The sequence below is a fragment of the Christiangramia pacifica genome (assembly GCF_057221535.1).
Genome location: NZ_CM170146.1, coordinates 3,030,773 through 3,054,399, shown reverse-complemented (window position 1 = coordinate 3,054,399; position 23,627 = coordinate 3,030,773). Strand labels below are relative to the sequence as shown.

The following is a 23,627-nucleotide window of genomic DNA, read 5'->3' as shown; positions in this document are numbered from 1 at the left end:
ATTATGCTTCGTAAGGATTTTTATTTTTTTTAATCAGTCCAACTACTAAAGAGATCAAAAGTCCGAAAAATAAGTTTCCTACTAAAGAAAAAGCTGCCATGATCCATGGAGAACTGAATTTCGCGCTCATCTCCAGGGCATTTTGCTTCTGTTCATCAGTCATATTAGGATACTGACTGTCAATTTGTTCTCTCTGAACATCTGCTAATTGACTCATGAAATCAGGTTCAATAACGAACATTAATAAAAGCATCCAAACTACGCTTATAAGTCCGCCTATAAGTGAAATACCAACTCCAATCTTTAAGGCTTCTTTTATAGAAAGGTAATTTGCATTTTCCTTTTTGTATGCATTGATCCCTAAAGTGATAAATACTACCAGGATTGCAAATCCAATAAGGGAATAGACAAAACTGGGGTTTAGGTAAGCGTTGGTTACATACATTACCACGCCTAGAAGGACAGATATTAGGCCTAACATCAGTCCGTAGTTTAAAATAATCTTTTTTGAATTTGGTTGTGGATTTTCCATAGGTTAGATGAAGTTTGATTAATTTAGCAGTTAGTTAACAAATATAGCAAAACGTTACATTCTGAATTCAATAAAAAGTTTTTTGAAATTTATTTGTAGTTCAGGAGTTATTAATTAAATTTGCACCTCGAAAATTAAAAGATCAAAGCGATGAAGCAGGGAATCCATCCGGAAAATTATAGATTAGTAGCTTTCAAAGATATGTCTAACGAAGATGTGTTTATTACAAAGTCTACAGCGAAAACAAAAGAAACTATTGAAGTTGACGGAACTGAATACCCGTTGATAAAACTGGAAATTTCCAGAACTTCTCACCCTTACTATACTGGGCAAACTAAGCTTGTGGATAGTGCAGGTAGAATTGACAAATTCAAGAACAAATACTCAAAATTCAAGAAGAAGTAATTTCTTCAGTTTTATTGATAAAATATATAAGCCGCTATCTAGCGGCTTTTTTATTTGGATGATTTTTGAATAAAGCCTTTCGATTTGTTTTGGAACTATTAATTTTGAGAAAATTTCAATGAAGATGAATTATATACTTTTTGATGGTCCTTCCAGAAATGACCTTTTACCTTTTACATTCACACGCCCGGTTGCAGATATTAGGGTAGGAATTCTTACGCTTCGTGAAAAGTGGGAAAAGATGCTTAATACTGTTACTTCTACCGAGACAGAAGATTACCTAAGTGGGAAATGGCCATTAGAATTGAAGGATGAGAACATTTTTATCAATTCATCTTATATTCCAACGCAGGATTTACTCGAAAGTATAGCATCATTAAAAGTAGGGCAGGAGCTGATTCTTAATGATGATGTCCTTGCTTATTATAAGTCTGGCGATAAAAATAAAGAAGAATATGAAGCGATTCAAATAGTATCGAATACCATAAAGATCGCAAATACCTGGGATATATTTTCTAAGAATGGCGAAGCGATCGAAATGGATTTTGAACTTCTTACGAAGAACCGAAAGTCACAGAAAATAGATAATTCAAATTATATTAAATCTGAAGACAAAATCTTCATTGAAGAAGGGGCTGTTGTTGAAAATTGTAGTTTGAATGCATCTTCCGGGCCTATTTATATTGGAAAGGATGCCACAGTAATGGAAGGTTCATTGATAAGAGGCCCATTTGCTCTGTGTGAAGGGGCAACCATTAAATTAGGTGCCAAGATCTACGGTCCTACCACCATTGGTCCTGCATGTAAGGCAGGAGGTGAGATCAGTAATTCAGTATTATTTCAGAATTCAAATAAAGGCCATGACGGTTTCTTGGGAAATTCGGTTCTGGGTGAATGGTGTAACATTGGCGCAGACTCCAATAATTCTAATTTGAAGAATAATTATGCCGACGTTAGATTATGGAATTATAATACAGAGAATTTCGCGAAAACCGGTCTTCAATTCTGCGGATTGATCATGGGAGATCATAGTAAATGCGGTATCAATACAATGTTCAATACCGGTACGGTAGTAGGTGTTAGTGCCAATATTTTTGGTAGTGGTTTTCCAAGAAATTTCATCCCTGGTTTCAGCTGGGGTGGAAGTGGTGGTACTTCAACCTATAAACTTGAAAAAGTATTTGAAACTGCAGAGCTGGTAATGAAAAGAAGAGGTGTGGATCTTACCGAAGAAGATAAGAAAATTCTTCAGCATGTCTTTGATTATTCAGCAAAATGGAGAAGAGATTAAATGGTGTAATAGAAAAATATTAAAAGGCATATTAAAATCGCCCCGGAAATAGCCAGCACATTGTGATGCCTTTTTTTATGAGCCTTAAGAATGTTAGAATGAAAATTTTCCAGATCTTCTTCAGTAAGGTGACCTCTCTGCAAAAGTCTTTTAAAACTATTTACAGATTTAGATTCAGAATAGTCATTATTTTCCGAATAGGTTTTGTTGGCGCCATCCATCGAAACGCTATTTGAATTTCCAAAACTCATAATATTCAGTTCAATTAGTTATCAAATATACTTAAAATAGGCCTACGCAATATTAGCTTTCACATTGTCTTAATATTAGCTTCAGTAGAACATTTTACAGAAACATTTTTAGTTGGTATCTTTGCAGCCCATTTTACAGGAAAGGGAAAAACGATAGTCTATGGAAGCAAAGAAAGTCGCATTTTATACATTGGGTTGTAAGCTGAATTTTTCAGAGACTTCAACAATTGCCAGAAACTTTGAAAATGAAGGTTTCGAGCGTGTTGAATTTTCTGAACGCGCAGATATTTATGTTATCAATACCTGTTCTGTTACAGAAAATGCTGATAAAAGGTTTAAGACTATTGTAAAGCAGGCACAAAAAGCGAATGAAGATGCTTTCTTGATCGCTGTTGGATGCTATGCTCAACTGAAACCGGAGGAATTAGCAGCAGTAGACGGAGTTGACCTGGTTTTGGGGGCTACAGAAAAATTTAAAATTACAGACTATTTAAATGATCTTACCAAGAACGATCATGGTGAAGTTCATTCCTGTGAGATCAATGAGGCAGATTTTTATGTGGGATCTTATTCTATTGGTGATAGAACGAGGGCTTTTCTAAAAGTTCAGGATGGTTGTGATTATAAATGTACCTATTGCACCATACCACTGGCCAGAGGAATCTCTAGAAGTGATAAACTTGAAAATGTACTGAATAACGCTGCTGAAATTTCAGAACAGGGAATTAAAGAAATAGTGCTTACTGGTGTTAATATCGGTGATTACGGAAAAGGAGAGTTTGGAAACAAAAAACACGAACATACATTCTTAGACCTGGTTAAAGCACTTGACGATGTTGACGGTATTGAAAGATTAAGAATATCTTCAATTGAGCCAAACCTTCTTAAAAATGAAACCATAGATTTTGTATCTAAAAGCCGCACTTTTGTCCCGCATTTCCATATTCCTTTACAAAGTGGAAGTGATGAAATTCTAAAATTAATGCGTCGCAGGTATATGAGCGATCTTTATGTAGATAGAGTTCAAAAAATTAGGGAAGTTATGCCAAATGCCTGTATTGGTGTAGATGTTATTGTTGGCTTCCCGGGCGAAACCGACGAACATTTCTTGGAAACTTATAATTTTTTAAATGAGCTGGATATCTCCTATTTACATGTGTTTACGTATTCTGAAAGGGATAATACTCCTGCGGCTGATATGGAAGGTGTAGTTCCACTCAAGATTAGAAAAAAAAGGAGTAAAATGCTTCGGGGTTTATCTGCTAAGAAAAGAAGGGCTTTTTATGAAAGTCAGCTCGGAAATTCAGTTACCGTGCTTTTTGAAGGAGAGAATAAAGAAGGGTATATACATGGATTCACAGAGAATTATGTGAAAGTAAAAGCTCCCTGGAATCCAAATAAAGTGAATACACTTCAGCAAATTAAGCTAACTGAAATTGATGAAGATGGCCTGGTAAGATTTGAGGAAGTACCAGAGCCGGTAGCTGTTTAAATATTAATTCCTACAGGTAAAAGATCTTTATATTTACGCCTGTTTCTTCTTATAAATCCTGCAATTTCAGGACTTGTAGGTACTACCCGCGTGTTTCTTTCCTTTATTTCCGCGAGCACGGCTTTAATGAAATCTTCCTGCCTGTCTTCACTGTTTTCAGGCATTCTTAATTTGGTCAAAAAGATCTTTCGTTCTTGTTGGGAATATTCAATGGTAGCAAGTTCATCATTGATCTGAGTTTCAAACTGCCTCAGAAATTCATTGTCGGTAATTACTAAATCTTCATCGCTCATACTACTAATTTTAATTCATAGGCACCTCGATTAAAAGCACCTTAGAAGGGTTTTTAAATTCTAGAGAAATGCTGGAGCTATTCCAGATTCCTACGGCATCACGCTTATTCAGAATTGTATCACTAACCTCTGCCTCGCCTTCGATCAGAAAAACATACACACCGTTATTAGGATTCTTTAAGGTATAATCAATTTTCCTGCCAGCCTGAAAATCACCAAGATGCATATACGCCTGCTGATTGATATATAAAGAATTTTCAGATTGATCAGATTTTGGAGCTACAATATTGATCAGCTCATCTTTTTCCAATAATTCTGAAAAATCTTTCTGATCATATCTCGGTTCAAGGCCATTCTTTTCGGGAAAAATCCATATTTGAAGCATATTCAATTCCTCTTGAGAAGTATTGAATTCACTATGCTCTACGCCAGTTCCTGCACTCATTACCTGCACCTCACCGGCAGTGATCACTTCGGTGTGTCCCATTGAATCTTTATGCCTGATCTCTCCCGTTAGTGGTATTGAGATTATCTCCATGTTTTCATGTGGATGTGTTCCAAAGCCCATTCCTGATTTCACAAAGTCATCGTTAAGAACTCTAAGTAAGCCGAACTGGTGCTTATTAGGATCAAAAAAATTAGCGAAACTGAATGAGTAATTGGCATTAAGCCATCCGTAATTTGCAGTACCCCGGGAATTTGCGGGGTGTATTACTTTCTCCATTATTTATGTGTTAGGAAATTTGAAAGTCTAGTTTTAAGCAGTAATTTTGATAGTTAAATTTACAACTTAATGGGAGGACTCTTTGTTATATGCATGTTAAAATGAAACAGGAGCAGGAACGTACTCATGTATATTTGATGCCAGGTATGGCAGCCGATTCGGCAATATTTGAAAATGTAATTCTTCCGCAAGATCATTTTGAAGTTCATCTTCTGGAATGGGAGATTCCTGAATCAGATGAAAGCCTGGAAAGTTATGCTAAAAGAATAATGGCTCATGTTAAACATGAGAATGTTGTATTAATAGGTGTATCCTTTGGCGGGGTAATTGTACAGGAAATGGCGAAGTTCCTTGATCTTAAAAGGTTGATCATTATTTCCAGTGTGAAATGCACCAATGAATTGCCACCTAGAATGAAATTTGCCTCGAAGACAGGTCTCTTTAAAATAATTCCTACGAGCCTGGCTTCTTACGTGGATTACTTTGAAAAGTTTGCTTTCGGTAAGTTTTTAAAGCAGAGGGCAAAACTTTACAAACAATATATTTCAATAACAGATAAGGTATATCTGGATTGGGCGATCAAAAATATGGTCAATTGGAAATGTGAAAAACCTGATGAAAAGGTGATTCACATACATGGGGATAAAGATGAAGTATTTCCGGTGAAGAATATAGAAAATGCAATTATTGTGAAGGGAGGAACTCATATTATGATCATCAAAAGGTATAAATGGTTTAACGAAAACCTGCCATCCCTGATCCTTACCGGAAAATTGAAAAAGATTAAAAAGAAAGAAAAAGTAAATTAAGAGCTATGAAGATTTTAAAGAATGTATTGCTGATTGTTGGATTGTTTACAGTTTGTGCTGTTAGTATCAATGCCGTTCAGCAGGAAGATGGAGGTGGAAGTAATGGTTCTGAAGCCATGAATAGAGACGACCGCAGTGTGGCAGATTCCTATCGAATTGAAGCTTTGCCGATGCCTGAAAATTTAGAATTTGCAGGAGAAACTGTACCGTTGGAAGATCCTGACATTTACGAAAGAATGGATCGAGAGTTGCTGGTAAATACTTACTGGCAATCAAATGCGCTATTATTGATGAAAAGAGCCAATAAATATTTCCCTGTTATTGAGCCGATTCTAAAAGAAGAAGGTATTCCTGATGATTTTAAATATTTGGCAGTTATTGAAAGTGGCCTAACTCAGGCAGTTTCTCCAGCCAAAGCAGTTGGTTTCTGGCAAATATTGGAGGGCACAGGTAAAGAATACGGGCTTGAAATCAATAGTAATGTAGACGAGCGTTACCATATTGAAAAATCAACCCGCGTAGCAGCAGATTATTTGAAAAAAGCAAAAGCGCGTTTTGGTTCATGGACTCTTGCAGCAGCTTCCTATAATGCCGGGCAGTATGGCGTTGACAAACAATTAGAGCGACAAAAAGTAGATGATTATTTCGATCTTCTATTAGGAGAAGAAACTGGCAGGTATGTTTTCAGAATTCTTGCGCTGAAGGAAATTATGAATCAACCTGAAAAGTATGGTTTCGATTTTACCGAAGATGATCTATATAAACATATCCCGGTTGAAAAAGTGAAAGTAGATACAGTTGTAAAAGACTTTCCTGATTTCGCTAAAAATTTCGGAATTAATTATAAGATCCTGAAGGTGCATAACCCATGGCTGAGAGATGATCATTTAAAAAATGCGTCAAGAAAGGTCTATTACATCGATATTCCTGAAAAAGGGTATTATCCTGAAGTAAAATAATCTATTCTACCTGGATGTTATCAGCGTAAACTTCATCATACTCTTTGATGAGATTGTTGGATATGGAAGTTTCAAGAGCGATATAATTTTCACGATAAGCGGTTTCCTCTTCGGTTTGCAGAGGAGGGAATACGCTTCTTCGAATGTCCATGATCTTCTTATCATGATCAAGCAGAAAACAGGTTGGTAACCCTAAAGAATGTTTTAACTGGCGAACCACGTATGCTCCGTTGTTTTGCGATTCATCCACATATACTATTGAAATATCCGAAGAAAAATTTTCTGATAACTCTTTTACCTTGTCCTTCTTATCCCAGAAAAGAATAACAAAATCAATTCTGTCTTTATATTCTGCAGCCAACTCGTTCAATGCTGGAACTTCTCCCTTACTTGGTATGCACCACGAGGCATAAGTAATTAAAAAGACAGGTTTCTTATAATCGTATAGATTTACTTCTTTTTTTCTTTTCAGGCTCTGGAATTTAAAATTATCCATGAAAGAACCTACTAAATGATCGTTCGTGAAATTTTCAAATAATTCCTGTCCTTTCTCGTAATCGTTGAATCTATAGGCGAGATCTGCCTTGCGGTTATAATCGGAAAGATGCATATAAAGCTCCTGAGTGAAAAAGCTCTTTTCCTGCAAGTTCTCTTGCTGGGAAGATACTGTAGGACCGATAAGTAAAAAAACTAGTAAAAGTTTTCTCATGCAATTTGTGGGGCTTGGTTATCGCGAAATTAGCCGAGAAAAGCCTCACAGAGAAAAATTATCGTTGAAGTGCCGAAAAATTAGTTAAAAGAGAGATTGTTCTTAAAGTGTTTATAACTAAAAAACTAGATTTTCTTCATTTGCTCCTTCATCATTCTAATCTGATCGTTCATCATTCCGTGCTTATCCAGCTTCTTAGCTTCATTAAGCAAGGTAGTGGCCTCTCTTTTTCTTCTTTTTGTCATAGCAATTCCGGCAAGGTTTAATTTCGCCATCGCCAGATCATGATCCATAGATAAACCTAATTTAAGGGCGCGTTTGAAGAATTTTTCAGCCTGGGTAATATTGGTTTGGGAAACCATTAGTCCGTGAAGATACCAGTAATAACCCTGTTGTTTTCTAACCAAAGCATTTTCCGGATCTTTGATTTTATCCAACCATTTTTTAGCACCTTCAAAATCCTGCTTTCTAAGTCTTAGGAAAGCTAGTAGGATCATTTCGTTTTTAAAATAAAGAAATATGAATATACCTGAAAGTAGAAGGAGGAATATACCATTTCCAATTTCACCTTCAATAAATTGCCAGATCGCCGCAACTATAAGTAAACCGGCTATTACTAATTTAATATTCTTGTTGAACATAGGTATCTTTATTTTCAGGCGGCAAAGGTAATAAAAACAATTAAAAATTATTTTAATTTAGTATTTGCAGTACTTAAAAAGCTTTGTATATTTGCACGCAGTTTTAAAGACAGACAAAACGAATTTACAGAAGATAAAAGATATTCACAATGAAAAGAACGTTTCAACCATCTAAAAGGAAAAGAAAAAATAAGCACGGCTTTAGGGAGCGTATGGCAAGTGCAAACGGAAGAAAAGTCCTTGCGCGTAGAAGAGCTAAGGGAAGAAAGAAATTATCTGTATCTTCTGAAAACAGACATAAACATTAATGATTTCCATTAATTGAAATAATAAAGGTGTTACTTTTTGAGTAACGCCTTTTTTTATACCCAAACGCTTCTTAATTTTACTGCAAACACAACTAAAAGCGAATACAACACAATATCATGCCTAAAAACAAAGACATCAAATGCGTTTTAATCATAGGTTCGGGGCCGATTATCATTGGTCAGGCCTGTGAGTTTGATTATTCCGGAACTCAGTCATTGCGATCATTGAGAGAAGATGGAATAAAAACAATCCTAATCAATTCGAATCCTGCAACGATTATGACAGACCCTTCAATGGCTGATCATGTCTATCTGAAACCCCTAACAACCAAATCCATCATCGAGATCCTGAAAGAACATCCGGAGATTGACGCTGTGTTGCCAACAATGGGAGGTCAGACTGCTTTGAACCTTTGTATTGAAGCAGATGAAAAAGGAATTTGGTCTGATTTTAATGTAAAACTAATTGGTGTTGATATTGATGCGATCAATATTTGTGAAGATAGAGAGCAGTTCAAACAATTAATGGGAAGAATTGGAATTCCGGTTGCTCCAGCAAAAACGGTAACTTCTTACTTACAGGGTAAAGAAGTGGCTCAGGAGTTCGGATATCCGCTTGTAATTAGAGCCTCTTTTACTCTTGGTGGTGGTGGAGCAGGTTTTGTTCACCGCGCTGAAGATTTTGATGAGATGCTAACCTATGGTTTGGAAACATCACCTATCCACGAGGTTTTAATCGACAAAGCTTTACTGGGCTGGAAGGAGTACGAAGTTGAATTACTTCGTGACAAGAATGATAATGTGGTGATCATCTGTACCGTAGAAAATATGGATCCAATGGGGATTCATACTGGTGATTCTATAACGGTTGCTCCGGCTATGACTTTAAGTGATAGTGCATTCCAGAGAATGAGGGATATGGCTATCAAAATGATGAGAAGTATTGGAGACTTTGCCGGTGGATGTAATGTTCAGTTTGCTGTAAGTCCTGATGAGAAAGAGGATATTTATGCTATTGAGATCAACCCTCGTGTATCGAGATCTTCGGCCTTGGCTTCTAAAGCCACGGGTTATCCAATCGCGAAAGTGGCTACTAAACTAGCTTTAGGGTATCATCTAGATGAACTGGATAACCAGATCACCAAATCTACATCAGCTTTATTTGAACCTTCACTGGATTACGTGATCGTAAAGATCCCTCGTTGGAACTTCGATAAATTTGAAGGTGCAGACCGTACGTTAGGTCTTCAGATGAAGTCTGTGGGAGAAGTAATGGGAATTGGTAGATCCTTCCAGGAAGCACTTCATAAAGCTACGCAGTCGCTTGAAATCAAGAGAAACGGTTTAGGTGCCGATGGTAAAGGATATAAAGATTACGATCAGATCATTGATAAATTAGCAAACCCTAGCTGGGATCGAGTGTTTGTGATCTATGATGCTATACAAATGGGTATTCCGCTCAGTAGAATTCATGAGATCACCAAGATAGACATGTGGTTCTTAAAGCAATACGAGGAACTGCATGCATTGGATAACGAAATTTCAAAATTCGATATAAATTCTCTTCCAAAAGATCTATTACTAGAAGCTAAACAGAAGGGTTTTGCTGACAGACAGATCGCGCATATGCTGGACTGCCTAGAGAGTGAAGTTTATTCAAAAAGGGAAGAATTAGGAGTAAATAGAGTTTATAAACTGGTTGACACCTGTGCAGCTGAATTTAAAGCTGAAACTCCATATTATTACTCAACATTTGAGGAAGGAATTCAGTCTAAGGAAGGTGAATTCTATACGGCGAACGAGAGTCAGGTTTCAGATAGAAAAAAGATTATCGTACTTGGATCTGGACCGAACAGGATTGGTCAGGGAATCGAATTTGACTACAGTTGTGTTCACGGAGTATTGGCTGCCTCAGAATGCGGTTATGAAACTATCATGATCAACTGTAATCCCGAAACTGTTTCGACAGATTTTGATACTGCCGATAAATTATATTTTGAGCCGGTATTCTGGGAGCATATCTATGACATTATAAGGCATGAAAAACCTGAAGGTGTAATTGTGCAACTTGGAGGACAAACTGCGCTTAAACTGGCTGAAAAGCTGAATAGGTATGGAGTAAAGATCATGGGAACCAGCTTTGAAGCACTGGATCTTGCTGAAGATAGGGGAAGTTTCTCCAAACTACTTCAGGAAAACGATATTCCTTATCCTGAATTCGGAACTGCTGAAAATGCTGAAGAAGCTTTAAAATTATCTGAAGAACTTGATTTCCCAATCCTGGTAAGACCATCTTACGTACTTGGAGGTCAGGGTATGAAGATCGTTATCAATAAAGATGAGCTGGAGGAGCATGTGGTTGATCTTCTTAGAAAAATACCAAATAACAAACTTCTTCTGGATCACTATCTCGATGGAGCTATCGAAGCGGAAGCCGATGCGATTTGCGATGGGGAAGATGTTTATATAATCGGGATCATGGAGCATATTGAACCATGCGGAATTCATTCCGGTGATTCAAATGCATTACTTCCACCATTCAATCTTGGAGACCTGGTAATGCAGCAGATCAAAGATCACACAAAAAAGATCGCGCTAGCTCTAAATACTGTAGGGTTGATCAATATTCAGTTTGCGATCAAGGATGAAAAGGTCTATATTATTGAAGCAAATCCAAGAGCTTCCAGAACTGTTCCTTTTATCGCCAAAGCTTATAAAGAGCCATATGTGAATTATGCGACAAAAGTGATGCTTGGAGCCAAGAAGGTAAAAGACTTCGATTTTAATCCTCAACTGGATGGTTATGCAATCAAGCAACCTGTTTTCTCTTTCAATAAGTTCCAAAAAGTGAATAAACAATTAGGGCCTGAAATGAAGAGTACAGGAGAAAGTATTCTATTCATTGATAGTCTGAAGGATGATGATTTCTACGATCTCTATTCAAGAAGAAAAATGTATCTGAGCAAATAATCAGAACCAAATACAAAGGTCATTTCAGCTATATTTGAAATGACCTTTTTTTATGATTTTACTTTATGAAAGAACTTGTATTGATCTCTGGCGGAATTTTTGGAACCTTATCTGTAATTTTAGGTGCTTTTGGTGCGCATGCCTTAAAAAAAAGTTTCAGTGATGACCAACTGAAAAGTTTTGAAACTGGAGTGAAATATCAAATGTATCACGCGATAGTATTGATTATTTCCGGAGTAACCTTTCCATTTTTAAAAGGTATGGAAGTCTTAATGGCCTGGTGCTTTATAGTTGGGATACTACTTTTTTCTTTTAGTATTTATGGTCTAACCTGGAGCTCATCAAAGGGAAAAAAGATAAAAATTTTAGGTCCAATTACTCCATTAGGCGGCTTATTATTAATAATTGGCTGGATACTTTTAACCATCAATCTACTCGATATAGCTCCTTACTTAAAGCCTTAATAACAGTCTACAGATTTTAATAGGATATTTTCATTGAGAATGAGCGTGCTATGCTCCTGGAAAACCACTTTATTGAGTGTGTCCTTAACCGGACCGTAACCTTCGATCATACCTGAGTCTGTTTTCAGAAAAAAAACCTCTCTCGTGGAAGTCATCCCTTCAGACTCAAATTCATAATCTGCAAAAAGGCTGTCACCATGCCATTTACCTTCAAGTCTTCCCTGGTTACGATCTTTTTCGAATAGATTATAGCTTAAGTTTCCTTCCACCAAAGAATCTTCCAGATTGGTAACTTTCAGATAAATAGTGTCATTATTCATCGTGTAGCTATAACAGCGACTACTAATTTTAACTTCTTTAGTTTCAGATTTTGAATCGGGAGTTGCTAATTTTTCTTTTTTATCCTGGTTGCAGGAGATAAGCAGAAAACAGGAAAGACAAGAAAATAAGAATTTTAACTTCATTGTTTTTATTCTAAAAATAGATAAAAACTCAATCGATGGTATTTCTTTTTCTATATTTTTCAGCGAACCACGCCACAAGGATCAATTGTGTGGAATGATAGATCATGATCGGAAGTAGTAAAATTCCTGAATTGGCCGAGCTTCCAAAAATTACCCTTAGCATTACAGTGCCGTGAACCAGTGATTTTTTAGTTCCGCAAAACTGGGTGGCAATTTTATCTTCCGTATTAAAACCTAAAAGTTTTGAAAAATAGGCCAGACCAAAGAAAATGAGGAAAAACAAGGCGATTACTATCCCCACCATTTTCAATAGTTCTTCTAACTCAACAGATTCTATCAGGTTGGAAGAAAAGGAATTGCTAAAACTGGAATAGATGATCAATATGATCGTCGTTTTATCAAACAAGCTTAATTGCTTACTGTATTTTTTCGCGAGGTGCCCCAGAAATCTTTGTAGAAATAATCCGATAGCAAGTGGTGCAATTATCTGTAAAAACAATTTTTGAAGTACCGATAAAAACTCGAAATCGGTAGTTTTCTCCAGCACAAAGCTTAACCATAATGGAGTTGCGATAATTCCTATTAATCCTGAAAGACTTGCATTAAAGATCGCGGTGGGGAGATTCCCTTTGGCCAAAGCTACCATTACTACTGAAGATGATACGGTGGAAGGCAGTGTTCCAAGGAAAAATAATGCGATCCAGAGATCAGATCTCAAACCATCTTCAAAAAGTGGTAGACAGGCGAGACAAATCAATGGAAAAACTATGAAAGTGGTTAGGTGAATAACTATGTGCACTTTGTAATTCATCAGCCCGGCCTTAAATTCTGCCGGTGATAATTTTAACCCATAGAACAAAAAGATAAGGCCTATTCCAATATCTGTAATGGTTTTGAAAGGTAGTAACTCCACTCCCTGCGGAAATAGATATGCTATCCCAATGGCGATAAAAATTGCGAATATAAATCCGAAGGACTTCAAGAGTCGAGCTCAATTTTCGCTTTATGGTCTTCCAGAATATGCAGGTATTTCTCTGAAGAAAAATCTGTTTCATGAAATTCCTGAATTCTTTTCTTCTTCATATTCTTACGTTTGATACTTTTGGCAAAACGACGTATCTGGTCATCATTTTTCAGTATCAAACCTGGAACTTGCACCGAATTGCCTTTATCATCTTTAGCAACCATTGTAAAATACGAGGAATTACAGTGTTTCTTTACACCAGACTGTATATTTTCAGCTTCTACACGAATTCCTATAACCATAGAACTTCTGCCTACATAATTCACAGATGCCTTCATGGTCACTAATTCGCCAATTTCTATAGGTTTCAGGAAATCTACGGTGTCAACACTAGCGGTTACGCAATAGGCTCCTGAGTGCTTGCTGGCGCAGGCAAATGCGATCTGGTCTAAAAGTGAAAGAATATAGCCTCCATGAATCTTTCCATTAAAATTAGAATGGGAGGGAAGCATTAATTCAGAAATGACCACCTGGCTTTCCTTGATATATTTAAAATCTTTTTGCATGGTTATCTTCTAAAATGTGGACTTTCAGATTTTTCAACTTCGGTGATGAAATACTTTGTATCTCCCCAGAAAAAGAATGTTCCAAACCTTTCTACGTAAGTGAGCTTTACATAATGGCCTTCGAATTCCTGCAGATTTTTAATCACTTTATCATTTTTATCTAATACTGAAAACTGGAAGATCTGCGCACCACTTATTCCTTGGGAAATTTCCCCTTCCCAGGTTTTGGTAATAACACCTTTCCGGCTGAATTTTATCAATTCACCGCTTCTGGTTCCCTCACTGTAGGGTACGAAATAAATGAACGCATAATAAAGCAACCATAGAATAAATATTCCTCCTAAAATGTAAATTAAGGTCTTCTTCATAAAGTTTATTTATCTTAGGTTTAAGGTAGGGTTTTCTGCATCTTCTTCATCTTCATCCATCTCTGCCCGATTGATCAATTTCTGATCTAATTGTTTACTGGCCTTAGCGCCCAGCTTTTTTAGCTTTTCAACCCTCCTTATAAGATTTCCTTTACCCGTAAGCTTTTTCATCGCACCTTCATAGGAGTTTTGAACCGTACCAATTTGTCTTCCAATCTTAAGAAGCTCATCTGTTAGATTGGTGAAAGAATCATAAAGGGCACCGGCTTGAGTAGCGATTTGTATCGCGTTTTGTTTTTGCTTTTCATTTTGCCACATGCTGTCTATTGTTTTCAGTACCGCAAGTAGCGTGGTAGGGGTAACGATGATAATGTTCTTTTCAAAAGCATCGCTATATAAACCAGGATATTCGTTAGAGGCTATGGCAAAGGCTGCTTCGATCGGAATAAAAAGCAGAACAAAGTCAGGGCTTTCCATCTGGTACAGAGAATGGTAGTTTTTGTTGCCCAATTCATTAACCCTGTTCCGTACAGAGATGAGATGATTTTTGAGATGTGTTTTCTTTTCTGATTCATCTATTTCATTAATATAGCGTTCGTAGGCATTGAGCGAAACCTTGGAGTCCACTACCATTTTCTTATCTCCCGGTAAATGAATGATCACATCGGGCATTACTCTTTTTCCTTCTTCCGTATTAAAACTTTGTTGAACAAAATATTCGCTGTCTTTCTGAAGTCCACTTCTCTCCAGCACTCTTTCCAGTACCATTTCTCCCCAGTTCCCCTGCATTTTGGTATCACCTTTTAATGCTTTGGTGAGATTGGTTGCTTCCTCGCTAATTCTTGTATTTTGCTCGTTAAGAGCTTTCAATTTTTCTCCAAGCTCAGCATGTCTTTTTACAGATTCGGTATTGCTCAGGCTTACTTTCTCCTCAAATTCCTTGATCTTTTTATTAAGTGGGTCCAGGATATTCTCAATATTCTGCTTGTTAAGGCTGGTAAATTTTTCAGATTTTTGATCGAGGATCTTATTGGCAAGGTTCTCAAACTCCTTGGTAAATTTTTCCTGAAGTTTTTCTACTTCAGCTTTTTGCTCCTCACTTCTTTCCTGAAGATTTTTAAATTCTGAATTTTTCCTGGTTAGTTCAAGGCTGATTTGATCTTTCTCACTTCTAATTTGCTCTCTCTCATTTTCCAGTTTTTCGATCTCAGAATTATATTCATTTTTTAACTCGGCTATCTCAAACTTATTTTTTTCTAAGTCACTTATATTTTGATTTTTAAGCTCTTCTATTTGAACTTTTAATTGATTATTTTTTTCTTCGAGAATTCCAGTTTCAGATTTAGATTTCAGACTGGAGATTAGCTTGCCGATGTAGACGCCTATTCCCAGAGCTACGATAAAAATTATGGAAATGAGAAGGTATTCGTTCATGTAAAAATGGATTTTCTCAAAGATACTTATTTAAGAATTTTAGAGAAGAGAGTGAGAGAAAAATTGAAGTGAAATTCTCTATTTGATCCTGAAGCTAGAAGAGTCTTTATCAAACTGAATTAGATTCTTAGGGAATAAATCTTCCAGGGTATTCTTACGGACTAGTTCTGCGGGCGTACCAAATAGAACTTTACCTTCTTTCATAATCAATAACTTATCGCACAATTGAAGCGCAAGATTGATCTCATGTGAGGCGAAAATTATAGCTTTTTCAGTCTCTTTACTTAACCTTTGAAGTAATTTTAAGACGTATACTTTATGATATAGGTCCAGATGAGTGGTTGGTTCATCCAGTATGATTAGGGAAGTGTCCTGGGCCAGGGCTCGCGCGATCAAAACCTTTTGAAACTGGCCATCACTCAATTCGTGACATTTTTTATCTTTTATATCTTCAATATTTACCATTTTGATCGCATTCATGATCTTTTTCAAGTCATATTTAGTGAGTCGACCAATCCAATTGGTATATGGTTGTCTTCCCAAAGCGATCAATTCCGTTACACTTAGATTTTTTGAAGGAGTTTGATCGGTGAGTACTAAGCTGATATGTTTTGCCAATTTGTCAGGCTCTGTTTTAGATAATTTATTTTCTGATATAACAACCTCTCCATCAATAACTTGTATAATTCCACTTAAAGTTTTTAGTAAGGTCGATTTACCTGCTCCATTGATCCCGATCACTGCTATTAATTCCCCCGAATGAACCTCAAAATTTATATTATCAGCAATAATTTGAGTGCTTTTTTTCTTCTTATAGCCGATGCTAAGCTCTTCAGTTTTGAGAACAATATTTGAGTAATTAGACATCATCTAAAAATTGAATTTTCTTTTTCTTATCAGTAACCAGATTACAACAGGTGCTCCAATGAGCGAAGTAATAGCATTAATGGGAAGGCTATATTCACTTCCAGGTAGCTGCGCAATAGTATCGCAAATAAGCATTAAGATGGCTCCACCAAAAATAACAGCCGGTACAAGGCTTACATGATTGGCAGAAGGGATCACCTGTCTTATAAGATGCGGAACCGCCAGACCAACAAAGGCTATAGGCCCGGCAAAAGCGGTGATACTTCCGGCTAGTAGGCTGGTAGCTACAATGATCATAAAGCGATTTTTTCTGATATTAGTGCCCAGGCTTCTGGCATATTTTTCTCCTAATAACAATGAATTTAGGTTTTTAATACTTCCGATGGTGATTAGAATTCCCATTAACCAGAATAGGCCAAGTATCAAAACTTCGCTCCAGCTAAGATCACCAAGGCTTCCGTAAGACCAGAAAACATATTGTTGTAACTGAGATGCCGGACTAAAATAAGCTAATACACTCACAATAGCGGCAGTAAGGCTCGCAAACATTAAGCCTATGATCAATATCGCCATAGTGTCTCTTAACCTAATTGAAGCGAGGATCACGGCAAATAATACTAATAAACTTCCCAGGCTCGAGGCGATCACAAGACTCCATTGTGATAATAGAACGGCAGCGAAAGATGCTCCAAATACTGAAGCTCCCATAAAAACAATCGCAACTCCAAGACTGGCTCCACTACTAAGGCCAAGAACATATGGTCCTGCTAAGGGATTCCGAAATAAAGTTTGCATTAGAAGTCCACTCACGGCCAGTCCAGATCCAGTTATGATGGCTGTTATCGCTTTTGGTAAGCGGTAGTTCAGAATGATGTATTTCCAGGTATTTTTTTCTACTTCAAAACCGAGTAATGCTGCTGTTACATCCTTAATTGGAATATTCACCGAACCAAGGCTGATATTAAACAATCCAGTTACAATTACTGCCAGAAACAGGAGTATAATGGATAGCGTATATTTTCTCTGGTTCAGCATTAATTCAGGGCTTTGTAAAATACCTGTTCATGATCTGGAAGTAATTCTGGATGAAAAATAGCTATCAGATCTTTTAAAATAAGATCAGGTCTTTGTGGTCCAAGTTCGTAAAAAGTAATTCCGCCCGTTGCACCTTGAGAAAGGCTCACGGAATAAACATTTTTTTCTTTTACTGCTTTGAATTTTTTATAATGTTCAGATTCATTAAAAAGTTGCTCATAAGAAGTAAACTGACCTGAACTTATCCAGAATTCAGCATCCTCGGCCTTTTCCAGTACGCTTTCAAAAGCCAGAGATAAGCTTCCGTTGCCCTTAGTTTCCGAATATAGATAACTGGCATTTGCATCTTGTATGAACTGAGCCTGCCAGGAATTTCCATAAGGCATGTACCAAGTATCATTATACATGGAACCGCTAATTACCTTCGGCTTAATTTCAGCAGATCTGGCGAGCTCTTTCGCTTTATTGTATTCGGTTTTGATATCCTGAAAAATGCTAGCTGCTTTCTCCTCTTTTCCATAAAGTGCACCGAAGAATTTGATCCATTCTGCTTTTCCTAGAGGAGTAAGCTCTGTCCAATCACCATTGTAGATCACCGGAATCCCGGTTTTCTGAATAGTTTTAAAGCTTTTGTTCGAAGCATTGATGGCAAAACCGATAACTACATCTGGAGAACGATCTATTAAAACTTCTGTATTGATATTCTCGTTTTGTCCTAATTCTGAAATGGATCCATTATCGATTAAAGCTCGTGTACCTTTTGAAGAGATATAATTTAAACCAGGAAAACCGACCAGAGATTTCTCTTCATCCAAAGCCTCCAGGGCAGGGATATGAGTAGTAGAAGTGACTACGATCTTTTTCACGGGTATCTCCACCTGCTGATCATATTCCAGGTCTTTAGGGATTTCAGCATTCTTCTCTTTTAATAAATAGATGAATGGATCTTTGGCATCCGGCCATGGAGTATTAACTCTCAATACACTGTAACCATTAAATTTAGTGATACTAAAACCACTGGCATTTTCTATAACAACTTCAGCTCTTTCCTGTATTTCAGGATTTTCTGAGTTAGAATCATTTTTACAGGCAAAGATGCCGAATAATAAAAATAGGAATAGAATTTTCTTCAAGTCCGGTGATTTTGGTTTCAAAAGTAAGATTATTTAAATTTTTGAACGGCTTACCAAACTTAATTGTTTATTTTCGCCTCGAAATTTTGGTTCAGCACCGATTTATTTCTGTGCGGATTAAAAGGGAATCAGGGGAAGTGCAAACTTCATAAACCTGAGCTGTTCCCGCAACTGTAAGCTTAGCCCGGAAGGGTGGCTGCAATAATTCTTCAAACCACTGCCCGCAAGGGTGGGAAGGTAGATTGCAGTACGTGAGCCAGGAGACCTGCCCGAATTTCAACTAATATCGAGTGACTTTCGGGATAAAGGTCGGCAGATTATGAATAGAAACGTATATCTTTTAATTGCTTTGCTTGTATGCTGTTGCACTTTCGTAACGGCACAAAACGACTCTATCAATTGGCTTGATGAAGTCAAAATAAGCGATGCGAAACTTAAGCAATTTTCTACCGGTCAAAGAATACAGGAACTTTCAGATTCTTTACTAAGAAAAAACCAACCACAGCTCACTAACACTCTTAACTTTAATACATCCATCTATTTTAAAGAAAACGGTCGAGGCATGGTGTCTTCTCCTGCTTTCCGTGGAACCTCTGCTTCTCAAACCGCGGTGATTTGGAATGGAATAAATATCAATTCTCAATTTAACGGACAACTCGATTTCAATAGTATAAATACGGGCGCCTATGATCAAATTTCAATTAGAGGTGGTGGAGGAAGCGTAGTTTATGGGACTGGTGCGATTGGGGGAAGTATCCATCTGAACAATTCAGTTTCATTTAAAAGAAAGCAAGAGCACCAAATGCTTTTACAATATGGAAGTTTTAATACGTTAGATGTTCGCTATAACTATAAACTAGCCAGGAATGACTGGAGTTTAAATCTAGCGCTGGCCAGGAATAATAGTGATAATGATTATGATTTTCCAGACAAGCGTGGAAAAAATCTAAATGGCGAATATTATAATAACAGTATTAATGTGGCCATGGGTTATCGTATCAACTCGAAAAATAACCTGAAATTTATTAGTGAATTCTATGACGGTGAGCGCCATTTCTCTTTGATTCGCCCTTCTGAAAATCGTACAAAGTACCAGGATCTCACTAATCGAAATCTATTGGAATGGAATAGTGAATTTGACTCATTTCAGCAGAAAACTAGCCTGGCTTTTATTAATGAAGAATATAAATACTTCCCGAATATTCAGTCTAACAATAATAGTTTCGGTATTGCCAAGAGCCTGATCGCCAAATACGACTTGAATTATGAATTGAATCAGAATGTACTTTTAAATACAGTACTTCAGAATACGTATACAGATGGTGAGGGAAGCAATATCGGGAATAAGGATCGCAATATTTTTTCTGCCGCATTCCTGGGAAAGCACGCATTAACAGATAAATTTGAATATGAGGCTGGATTGAGAAAAGAGATCACGAACAATTATGAAAGTCCGCTATTGTTTTCTTTCGGAGCCAGTTACCAGCTTTCAGAGTTTTATAATCTTAAGTTGAATGCTTCAAAAAACTTTAGAATACCAACTTATAACGATTTATACTGGTCTGCTGCCGGTAATCCAGAATTGAACCCCGAAGAATCATTACAGGCGGAAATAGGAAATCAGCTGCAATTCAAAAATTTCGAAGCTGGGCTTACATTTTATTATAATGATTTATCGAATATGATACGTTGGCTGCCAGGAGAGAATGGAGTGTGGAGACCTAAAAATGAAGAAGAAGTTCATATTTATGGTTTGGAATCATTTTTTAGTTGGAAAAAGTCATTTTCTTCAGATACCGATCTTATAGCAAGAGCCACTTATGCTTACACTACCAGCGAAAATCTCGAGTCTAATAAGCAATTAATTTACGTGCCATTTCATAAAGTGACCGGTAATATCAGTTATAGGTGGTATCAATTTACACCGTCTATTCAATTTATGTACAACGGTTCTGTTTATACCAGAACAGATCATAGTGAAGAACTACCCGGATACTTATTGACCAATATTCAAATGGCTTACCATCCTGATGCAAGCGAACATTGGGAAATAGGGGGCAGGTTGAATAATGCATTTGACAAAGAATATCAGAACGTAGAAGACCGGTGGATGCCGGGAGTAAATTTTAACCTTTATATAAATCTCAAATTTTAATTTAATTCACAATGAAAATCACAAAACTTTTCCTTTTAGGTATTACAGGTTCATTATTGCTTAATTCCTGTAGCAGCGATGATGATGGCATAAATGCCCCAAAACCATCTGAAGACGCAGCCTATGCGAACGGAGTACTGGTATTAAATGAAGGTTCTCAGTCTGCAGGAACTGTATCTTTTATAAATGCCGAAAAGGATGCCATAGAAAATAATATTTTCGAAACTGTAAATACTGATATGGACCTTGGAAACTTTGTTCAGTCTATGTTCTTTGATGAAGATAATGCATACATAATTTCTAACGGATCCAACCTAATTACCGTAGTAGATAGATATTCTTTTGAATATGTAGGTGTAATTGATAGTGGATTAAATGTTCCTCTATTCGGATTAGTTAACAATGGTAAAGGTTACGTGACTAATGTGGCAGATTTTGCAACGGCTGAAGATGATTACATTGCTGTATTAGATCTGGACTTACTTGAAGTGGAGAATACGGTGGTTGCAGGAACCTATCTTTCTGAAATTAAAGAAAATTCGGGATTAATATATGTGGAAGGGGCGGCTTACGGTACTGGAAATTCCATTGAAGTTTTTGATCCCAATTCACAGAGTTTTATCAAATCAATACCAACCAATAATTCATTGAATGGTTTTGAAATTGATGGCAACAATATTTTTGCGCTTTCTTCATCTAAATTAGAGAAGATAGATTTGAGCACAGATGCGGTAGTTTCTCAAATTGAATTTTCAGAAAATATATCTGCAGCAAATAATTTAGATATTGAGAATGGGATAATTTATTTCACTTCAGGTACTTCAGTTTATCAATTGAACCAGGACTTTGAAGAGGAGCCAGGTGAGGCATTGCTTACCTATGAAAGTACTTCTCAATTCGGGCAAATGTATGGGTTTGAAGTTGAAGAAGATCTTATTTATCTATCTGACGCTGGAGATTTTGCTTCTAACGGAACGGTAAGAATTTATACTTTATCTGGAGAATTAGTAAACGAATTCACCGCTGGAGTGGGTCCGAATAATTTCTACTTCAATTAAAGTGTAGAGATACGAAAACAAAAAACCCTCGCCAAAAGCGAGGGTTTTGTATTTAGGACCATCAGACTTATTTAGTCTTTAAATTCGGCCGCTTTGATCTTTTTAAATTCATCACCAGAAGGGATGTCGATGTACATATTTCTGTAAGCATCTTCATCTTCAAAGCTTTCTCCAACTACGTTAGGAATAAATTTACCTTCGTCAATAAGTCTAAGGAAGCTTCTGTTGCTAGTAATATCGTTTAAGGCAGCAGCTAATAAAGGTTCGCTAGGGTCTCCAAGCATACCGAAGTTATCCCATTTCTCAGATACTTCAATATCAGGGATTAATCCTCCTGGGTAAGCCTCTCCATCCGCATTCGTGGAAGTAGAGATAAGTGGTTGCATCGCATATTTGTGATCAGGATTCAGTCCCACTTTTTCATAGTAAGGTACATTTGCATCATAAAGAGTTATAGAAGCCTGCACTTTACCAACCGTTTTCTTACCAACATGAACTACATCAATGTAAGGAGCAAGTCCGTTTATGATTAGCTCACTTGCAGAAGCAGATGATCCTGTAGCGATAACATATACTTTATCAAGATTCAAGCTATTAATAGGCATTGGTGAATGATTTGGGTGGTCATTCTCATTACCATCAAAAATCATATCGTCAAACCTTGTAACTTTACTTGCTTCGCTCAATTGAGCATCGATATTGTCATTATATTTTGTTCTGATAATGATCTTATCCTTAAACTGGCCGGTAATCATGCTTGCAAGATCTACAGCGGTAGAAACTCTACCACCTCCGTTATATCTTAAATCCAATACAAGTTCAGTTACCCCATCACTTTGGAATTGAGCGAAAGCATCGTTCAATTGATCATCATAATCGTGAACAAAACTGTTGTACATAAGATATCCAACCTTAATTCCATCTACGTCAAGAGTTTTTGCAACCAAAATTGGATTTTCGTTGAGCTGAACTTTCGTAAGCGTTACTTCTTCTCCGTTTGCTTCAATTCCATTATCTGTAAAATCAGCAAAACCAAAAGTAAGTGTTTCAGAACCTAAAAGTGTTCTATAATTTTCTAGAGTCAATTGCTGACCATCGATTTCAGTAAAAAGCATTCCTCTTTGAAGACCTTCCATCTCTGCCGGAGAACCTTTTACTACATATCGAATAATACCCACAAGATCATTAGAATCTGAATCTATATAAGCTAATCCGTAGTTGATACCAGTAGTTGTTCTAACTCCTGCGAATGTATTTTCTAGTTCCTCATAATCATCAACGATCCAGCTGAACCTGTCCTCCTCATAAAGTAGACCTTCGTTAAAGAAACTTTCAGGAGTTGAATAGCTCTCAAGGAATTCGATATATTCACTTTCAGTAGAAAAAGCGTTATCAGCTAGCTCAGGCACTTCGCCTTTGTACAAATACCAGTAATTAAGTCCTTTCCAAATGAAATCCTTGATTTCAAGATCCAGATTTCCTTCGATTTTTTTCTGTTCAACCGGTGTGTCATCTGTAGTGGCAACCACATCATCATCCTTGCTACAGGAAGTAAATAAGCCTCCAACCAGAGCAAATAGCATTAAATATTTATATATTCTCATAATAAAAATTAGGGTTAATTATTTTTCACAAATTTTTTCTAAAAATAGTCACATAAATAGAATTAAAAAATTTCTTGTAACAAATCTCTTTACCATTCGTCGTAAGTGTAAGAAGGCATAATTAACTAACC

At 36.8% G+C, this 23,627-nt stretch carries 25 protein-coding genes and 1 riboswitch; of the genes, 10 read left to right on the top strand and 15 right to left on the bottom strand.

Annotated elements, in window-relative coordinates:
• Position 1: 1 nt before the first annotated feature.
• Positions 2-532, bottom strand: coding sequence for a DUF4199 domain-containing protein (locus AC2S94_RS14065; RefSeq protein WP_484629183.1), 531 nt, complete (start codon positions 530-532; stop codon positions 2-4).
• 150 nt (positions 533-682) lie between these two features.
• Between AC2S94_RS14065 and AC2S94_RS14060 the strand changes: the two genes are divergently transcribed.
• A complete protein-coding gene (locus AC2S94_RS14060) occupies positions 683-937 on the top strand; it encodes a type B 50S ribosomal protein L31 (protein ID WP_026934615.1) in 255 nt (84 codons plus the stop codon).
• Between the two features lie 124 nt (positions 938-1,061).
• Positions 1,062-2,228 (top strand): GlmU family protein, encoded by a 1,167-nt coding sequence (locus tag AC2S94_RS14055; RefSeq protein WP_484629182.1) that lies wholly within the window; start codon positions 1,062-1,064, stop codon positions 2,226-2,228.
• On the opposite strand, the gene AC2S94_RS14050 is transcribed toward AC2S94_RS14055, so the two are convergent.
• The gene (locus AC2S94_RS14050) at positions 2,225-2,479 is read right to left on the bottom strand and encodes a hypothetical protein (RefSeq protein ID WP_484629181.1); all 255 of its coding nucleotides are present in this window, start codon (positions 2,477-2,479) and stop codon (positions 2,225-2,227) included. The genes AC2S94_RS14055 and AC2S94_RS14050 overlap by 4 nt on opposite strands.
• Before the next feature lie 160 nt (positions 2,480-2,639).
• Here AC2S94_RS14050 and mtaB point away from each other — a divergent pair, with 160 nt between their 5' ends.
• Positions 2,640-3,971: a tRNA (N(6)-L-threonylcarbamoyladenosine(37)-C(2))-methylthiotransferase MtaB gene (mtaB, locus tag AC2S94_RS14045; protein ID WP_484629180.1), complete on the top strand. Its 1,332-nt coding sequence runs from the start codon at positions 2,640-2,642 to the stop codon at positions 3,969-3,971.
• Here the strand turns inward: mtaB and AC2S94_RS14040 are convergent.
• Positions 3,968-4,264 (bottom strand): N-acetyltransferase, encoded by a 297-nt coding sequence (locus AC2S94_RS14040; protein WP_484629179.1) that lies wholly within the window; start codon positions 4,262-4,264, stop codon positions 3,968-3,970. The two genes, mtaB and AC2S94_RS14040, sit on opposite strands and share 4 nt — an antisense overlap.
• A 10-nt stretch (positions 4,265-4,274) precedes the next feature.
• On the bottom strand, positions 4,275-4,988 hold the full coding sequence (locus AC2S94_RS14035; protein ID WP_484629178.1) for a pirin family protein: 714 nt from the start codon (positions 4,986-4,988) through the stop codon (positions 4,275-4,277).
• A gap of 101 nt (positions 4,989-5,089) precedes the next feature.
• Here AC2S94_RS14035 and AC2S94_RS14030 point away from each other — a divergent pair, with 101 nt between their 5' ends.
• Together AC2S94_RS14030 and AC2S94_RS14025 are read left to right on the top strand one after the other, a co-directional pair.
• On the top strand, positions 5,090-5,797 hold the full coding sequence (locus AC2S94_RS14030; RefSeq protein ID WP_484629177.1) for an alpha/beta hydrolase: 708 nt from the start codon (positions 5,090-5,092) through the stop codon (positions 5,795-5,797).
• Between the two features lie 5 nt (positions 5,798-5,802).
• Entirely contained in the window at positions 5,803-6,756 is a 954-nt protein-coding gene (locus tag AC2S94_RS14025; RefSeq protein ID WP_484629176.1) for a lytic transglycosylase domain-containing protein, read from the top strand.
• 1 nt (position 6,757) lies between these two features.
• Here the strand turns inward: AC2S94_RS14025 and AC2S94_RS14020 are convergent, their stop codons facing one another.
• On the bottom strand, positions 6,758-7,465 hold the full coding sequence (locus tag AC2S94_RS14020; protein ID WP_484629175.1) for a TlpA family protein disulfide reductase: 708 nt from the start codon (positions 7,463-7,465) through the stop codon (positions 6,758-6,760).
• A 125-nt stretch (positions 7,466-7,590) separates the two neighbouring features.
• On the bottom strand, positions 7,591-8,106 hold the full coding sequence (locus AC2S94_RS14015; protein WP_484629174.1) for a tetratricopeptide repeat protein: 516 nt from the start codon (positions 8,104-8,106) through the stop codon (positions 7,591-7,593).
• 149 nt (positions 8,107-8,255) lie between these two features.
• Here AC2S94_RS14015 and rpmH point away from each other — a divergent pair, with 149 nt between their 5' ends.
• The 3 genes from rpmH (at position 8,256) to AC2S94_RS14000 (ending at position 11,848) form a co-directional block, all read left to right on the top strand.
• Positions 8,256-8,414 carry a 50S ribosomal protein L34 gene (rpmH, locus tag AC2S94_RS14010; protein ID WP_011708966.1) on the top strand — a complete coding sequence of 53 codons (159 nt, stop codon included), beginning with the start codon at positions 8,256-8,258 and terminating at the stop codon, positions 8,412-8,414.
• A gap of 117 nt (positions 8,415-8,531) precedes the next feature.
• A complete protein-coding gene (gene carB / locus AC2S94_RS14005; RefSeq protein ID WP_484629173.1) occupies positions 8,532-11,384 on the top strand; it encodes a carbamoyl-phosphate synthase large subunit in 2,853 nt (950 codons plus the stop codon).
• A 65-nt stretch (positions 11,385-11,449) separates the two neighbouring features.
• A complete protein-coding gene (locus tag AC2S94_RS14000; protein WP_484629172.1) occupies positions 11,450-11,848 on the top strand; it encodes a DUF423 domain-containing protein in 399 nt (132 codons plus the stop codon).
• Here AC2S94_RS14000 and AC2S94_RS13995 read toward each other — a convergent pair.
• The 8 genes from AC2S94_RS13995 to AC2S94_RS13960 form a co-directional block, all read right to left on the bottom strand.
• Positions 11,845-12,312: a hypothetical protein gene (locus AC2S94_RS13995; RefSeq protein ID WP_484629171.1), complete on the bottom strand. Its 468-nt coding sequence runs from the start codon at positions 12,310-12,312 to the stop codon at positions 11,845-11,847. The two genes, AC2S94_RS14000 and AC2S94_RS13995, sit on opposite strands and share 4 nt — an antisense overlap.
• A 28-nt stretch (positions 12,313-12,340) precedes the next feature.
• A complete protein-coding gene (locus tag AC2S94_RS13990) occupies positions 12,341-13,294 on the bottom strand; it encodes a bile acid:sodium symporter (RefSeq protein ID WP_484629170.1) in 954 nt (317 codons plus the stop codon).
• Positions 13,291-13,842: an acyl-CoA thioesterase gene (locus AC2S94_RS13985; RefSeq protein WP_484629169.1), complete on the bottom strand. Its 552-nt coding sequence runs from the start codon at positions 13,840-13,842 to the stop codon at positions 13,291-13,293. The genes AC2S94_RS13990 and AC2S94_RS13985 overlap by 4 nt, the downstream gene beginning before the upstream one ends.
• 2 nt (positions 13,843-13,844) lie before the next feature.
• Positions 13,845-14,210: a 6-phosphogluconate dehydrogenase gene (locus AC2S94_RS13980; RefSeq protein WP_484629168.1), complete on the bottom strand. Its 366-nt coding sequence runs from the start codon at positions 14,208-14,210 to the stop codon at positions 13,845-13,847.
• A gap of 9 nt (positions 14,211-14,219) precedes the next feature.
• Complete coding sequence (locus AC2S94_RS13975; protein ID WP_484629167.1) at positions 14,220-15,644, bottom strand: DNA recombination protein RmuC; 1,425 nt, start codon at positions 15,642-15,644, stop codon at positions 14,220-14,222.
• A gap of 78 nt (positions 15,645-15,722) precedes the next feature.
• A complete protein-coding gene (locus tag AC2S94_RS13970; RefSeq protein ID WP_484629166.1) occupies positions 15,723-16,514 on the bottom strand; it encodes an ABC transporter ATP-binding protein in 792 nt (263 codons plus the stop codon).
• Positions 16,515-17,546: an iron chelate uptake ABC transporter family permease subunit gene (locus AC2S94_RS13965; RefSeq protein WP_484629165.1), complete on the bottom strand. Its 1,032-nt coding sequence runs from the start codon at positions 17,544-17,546 to the stop codon at positions 16,515-16,517.
• Positions 17,546-18,679, bottom strand: a complete 1,134-nt coding sequence (locus tag AC2S94_RS13960) for an ABC transporter substrate-binding protein (protein WP_484629164.1) — start codon at positions 18,677-18,679, stop codon at positions 17,546-17,548. The genes AC2S94_RS13965 and AC2S94_RS13960 overlap by 1 nt, the downstream gene beginning before the upstream one ends.
• Before the next feature lie 70 nt (positions 18,680-18,749).
• A riboswitch (cobalamin riboswitch) is annotated at positions 18,750-18,966 on the top strand.
• Positions 18,967-18,998: 32 nt separating this feature from the next.
• On the opposite strand from AC2S94_RS13960, the gene AC2S94_RS13955 reads away from it, so the two are divergent.
• Together AC2S94_RS13955 and AC2S94_RS13950 are read left to right on the top strand one after the other, a co-directional pair.
• A complete protein-coding gene (locus AC2S94_RS13955; RefSeq protein WP_484629163.1) occupies positions 18,999-20,834 on the top strand; it encodes a TonB-dependent receptor plug domain-containing protein in 1,836 nt (611 codons plus the stop codon).
• Positions 20,835-20,845: 11 nt separating this feature from the next.
• Positions 20,846-21,892 (top strand): YncE family protein, encoded by a 1,047-nt coding sequence (locus AC2S94_RS13950; protein ID WP_484629162.1) that lies wholly within the window; start codon positions 20,846-20,848, stop codon positions 21,890-21,892.
• Between the two features lie 71 nt (positions 21,893-21,963).
• On the opposite strand, the gene AC2S94_RS13945 is transcribed toward AC2S94_RS13950, so the two are convergent.
• On the bottom strand, positions 21,964-23,496 hold the full coding sequence (locus AC2S94_RS13945; protein ID WP_484629161.1) for a S41 family peptidase: 1,533 nt from the start codon (positions 23,494-23,496) through the stop codon (positions 21,964-21,966).
• Positions 23,497-23,627 lie beyond the last annotated feature (131 nt).

Bases quoted from the DNA above. Each gene is read 5' to 3' on its own strand.
- rpmH (WP_011708966.1), top strand. From the start codon at position 8,256: ATGAAAAGAACGTTTCAACCATCTAAAAGGAAAAGAAAAAATAAGCAC.
- AC2S94_RS14055 (WP_484629182.1), top strand. From the start codon at position 1,062: ATGAATTATATACTTTTTGATGGTCCTTCCAGAAATGACCTTTTACCT.
- AC2S94_RS13965 (WP_484629165.1), bottom strand. From the start codon at position 17,546: ATGCTGAACCAGAGAAAATATACGCTATCCATTATACTCCTGTTTCTG.
- AC2S94_RS13955 (WP_484629163.1), top strand. From the start codon at position 18,999: ATGAATAGAAACGTATATCTTTTAATTGCTTTGCTTGTATGCTGTTGC.
- AC2S94_RS13945 (WP_484629161.1), bottom strand. From the start codon at position 23,496: ATGAGAATATATAAATATTTAATGCTATTTGCTCTGGTTGGAGGCTTA.
- AC2S94_RS13970 (WP_484629166.1), bottom strand. From the start codon at position 16,514: ATGATGTCTAATTACTCAAATATTGTTCTCAAAACTGAAGAGCTTAGC.
- AC2S94_RS13995 (WP_484629171.1), bottom strand. From the start codon at position 12,312: ATGAAGTTAAAATTCTTATTTTCTTGTCTTTCCTGTTTTCTGCTTATC.
- AC2S94_RS14000 (WP_484629172.1), top strand. From the start codon at position 11,450: ATGAAAGAACTTGTATTGATCTCTGGCGGAATTTTTGGAACCTTATCT.
- AC2S94_RS13985 (WP_484629169.1), bottom strand. From the start codon at position 13,842: ATGCAAAAAGATTTTAAATATATCAAGGAAAGCCAGGTGGTCATTTCT.
- AC2S94_RS14050 (WP_484629181.1), bottom strand. From the start codon at position 2,479: ATGAGTTTTGGAAATTCAAATAGCGTTTCGATGGATGGCGCCAACAAA.
- AC2S94_RS14020 (WP_484629175.1), bottom strand. From the start codon at position 7,465: ATGAGAAAACTTTTACTAGTTTTTTTACTTATCGGTCCTACAGTATCT.
- AC2S94_RS14025 (WP_484629176.1), top strand. From the start codon at position 5,803: ATGAAGATTTTAAAGAATGTATTGCTGATTGTTGGATTGTTTACAGTT.
- AC2S94_RS14040 (WP_484629179.1), bottom strand. From the start codon at position 4,264: ATGAGCGATGAAGATTTAGTAATTACCGACAATGAATTTCTGAGGCAG.
- AC2S94_RS14065 (WP_484629183.1), bottom strand. From the start codon at position 532: ATGGAAAATCCACAACCAAATTCAAAAAAGATTATTTTAAACTACGGA.
- AC2S94_RS13975 (WP_484629167.1), bottom strand. From the start codon at position 15,644: ATGAACGAATACCTTCTCATTTCCATAATTTTTATCGTAGCTCTGGGA.
- carB (WP_484629173.1), top strand. From the start codon at position 8,532: ATGCCTAAAAACAAAGACATCAAATGCGTTTTAATCATAGGTTCGGGG.
- AC2S94_RS13980 (WP_484629168.1), bottom strand. From the start codon at position 14,210: ATGAAGAAGACCTTAATTTACATTTTAGGAGGAATATTTATTCTATGG.
- mtaB (WP_484629180.1), top strand. From the start codon at position 2,640: ATGGAAGCAAAGAAAGTCGCATTTTATACATTGGGTTGTAAGCTGAAT.
- AC2S94_RS14060 (WP_026934615.1), top strand. From the start codon at position 683: ATGAAGCAGGGAATCCATCCGGAAAATTATAGATTAGTAGCTTTCAAA.
- AC2S94_RS13950 (WP_484629162.1), top strand. From the start codon at position 20,846: ATGAAAATCACAAAACTTTTCCTTTTAGGTATTACAGGTTCATTATTG.
- AC2S94_RS14030 (WP_484629177.1), top strand. From the start codon at position 5,090: ATGAAACAGGAGCAGGAACGTACTCATGTATATTTGATGCCAGGTATG.
- AC2S94_RS14015 (WP_484629174.1), bottom strand. From the start codon at position 8,106: ATGTTCAACAAGAATATTAAATTAGTAATAGCCGGTTTACTTATAGTT.
- AC2S94_RS14035 (WP_484629178.1), bottom strand. From the start codon at position 4,988: ATGGAGAAAGTAATACACCCCGCAAATTCCCGGGGTACTGCAAATTAC.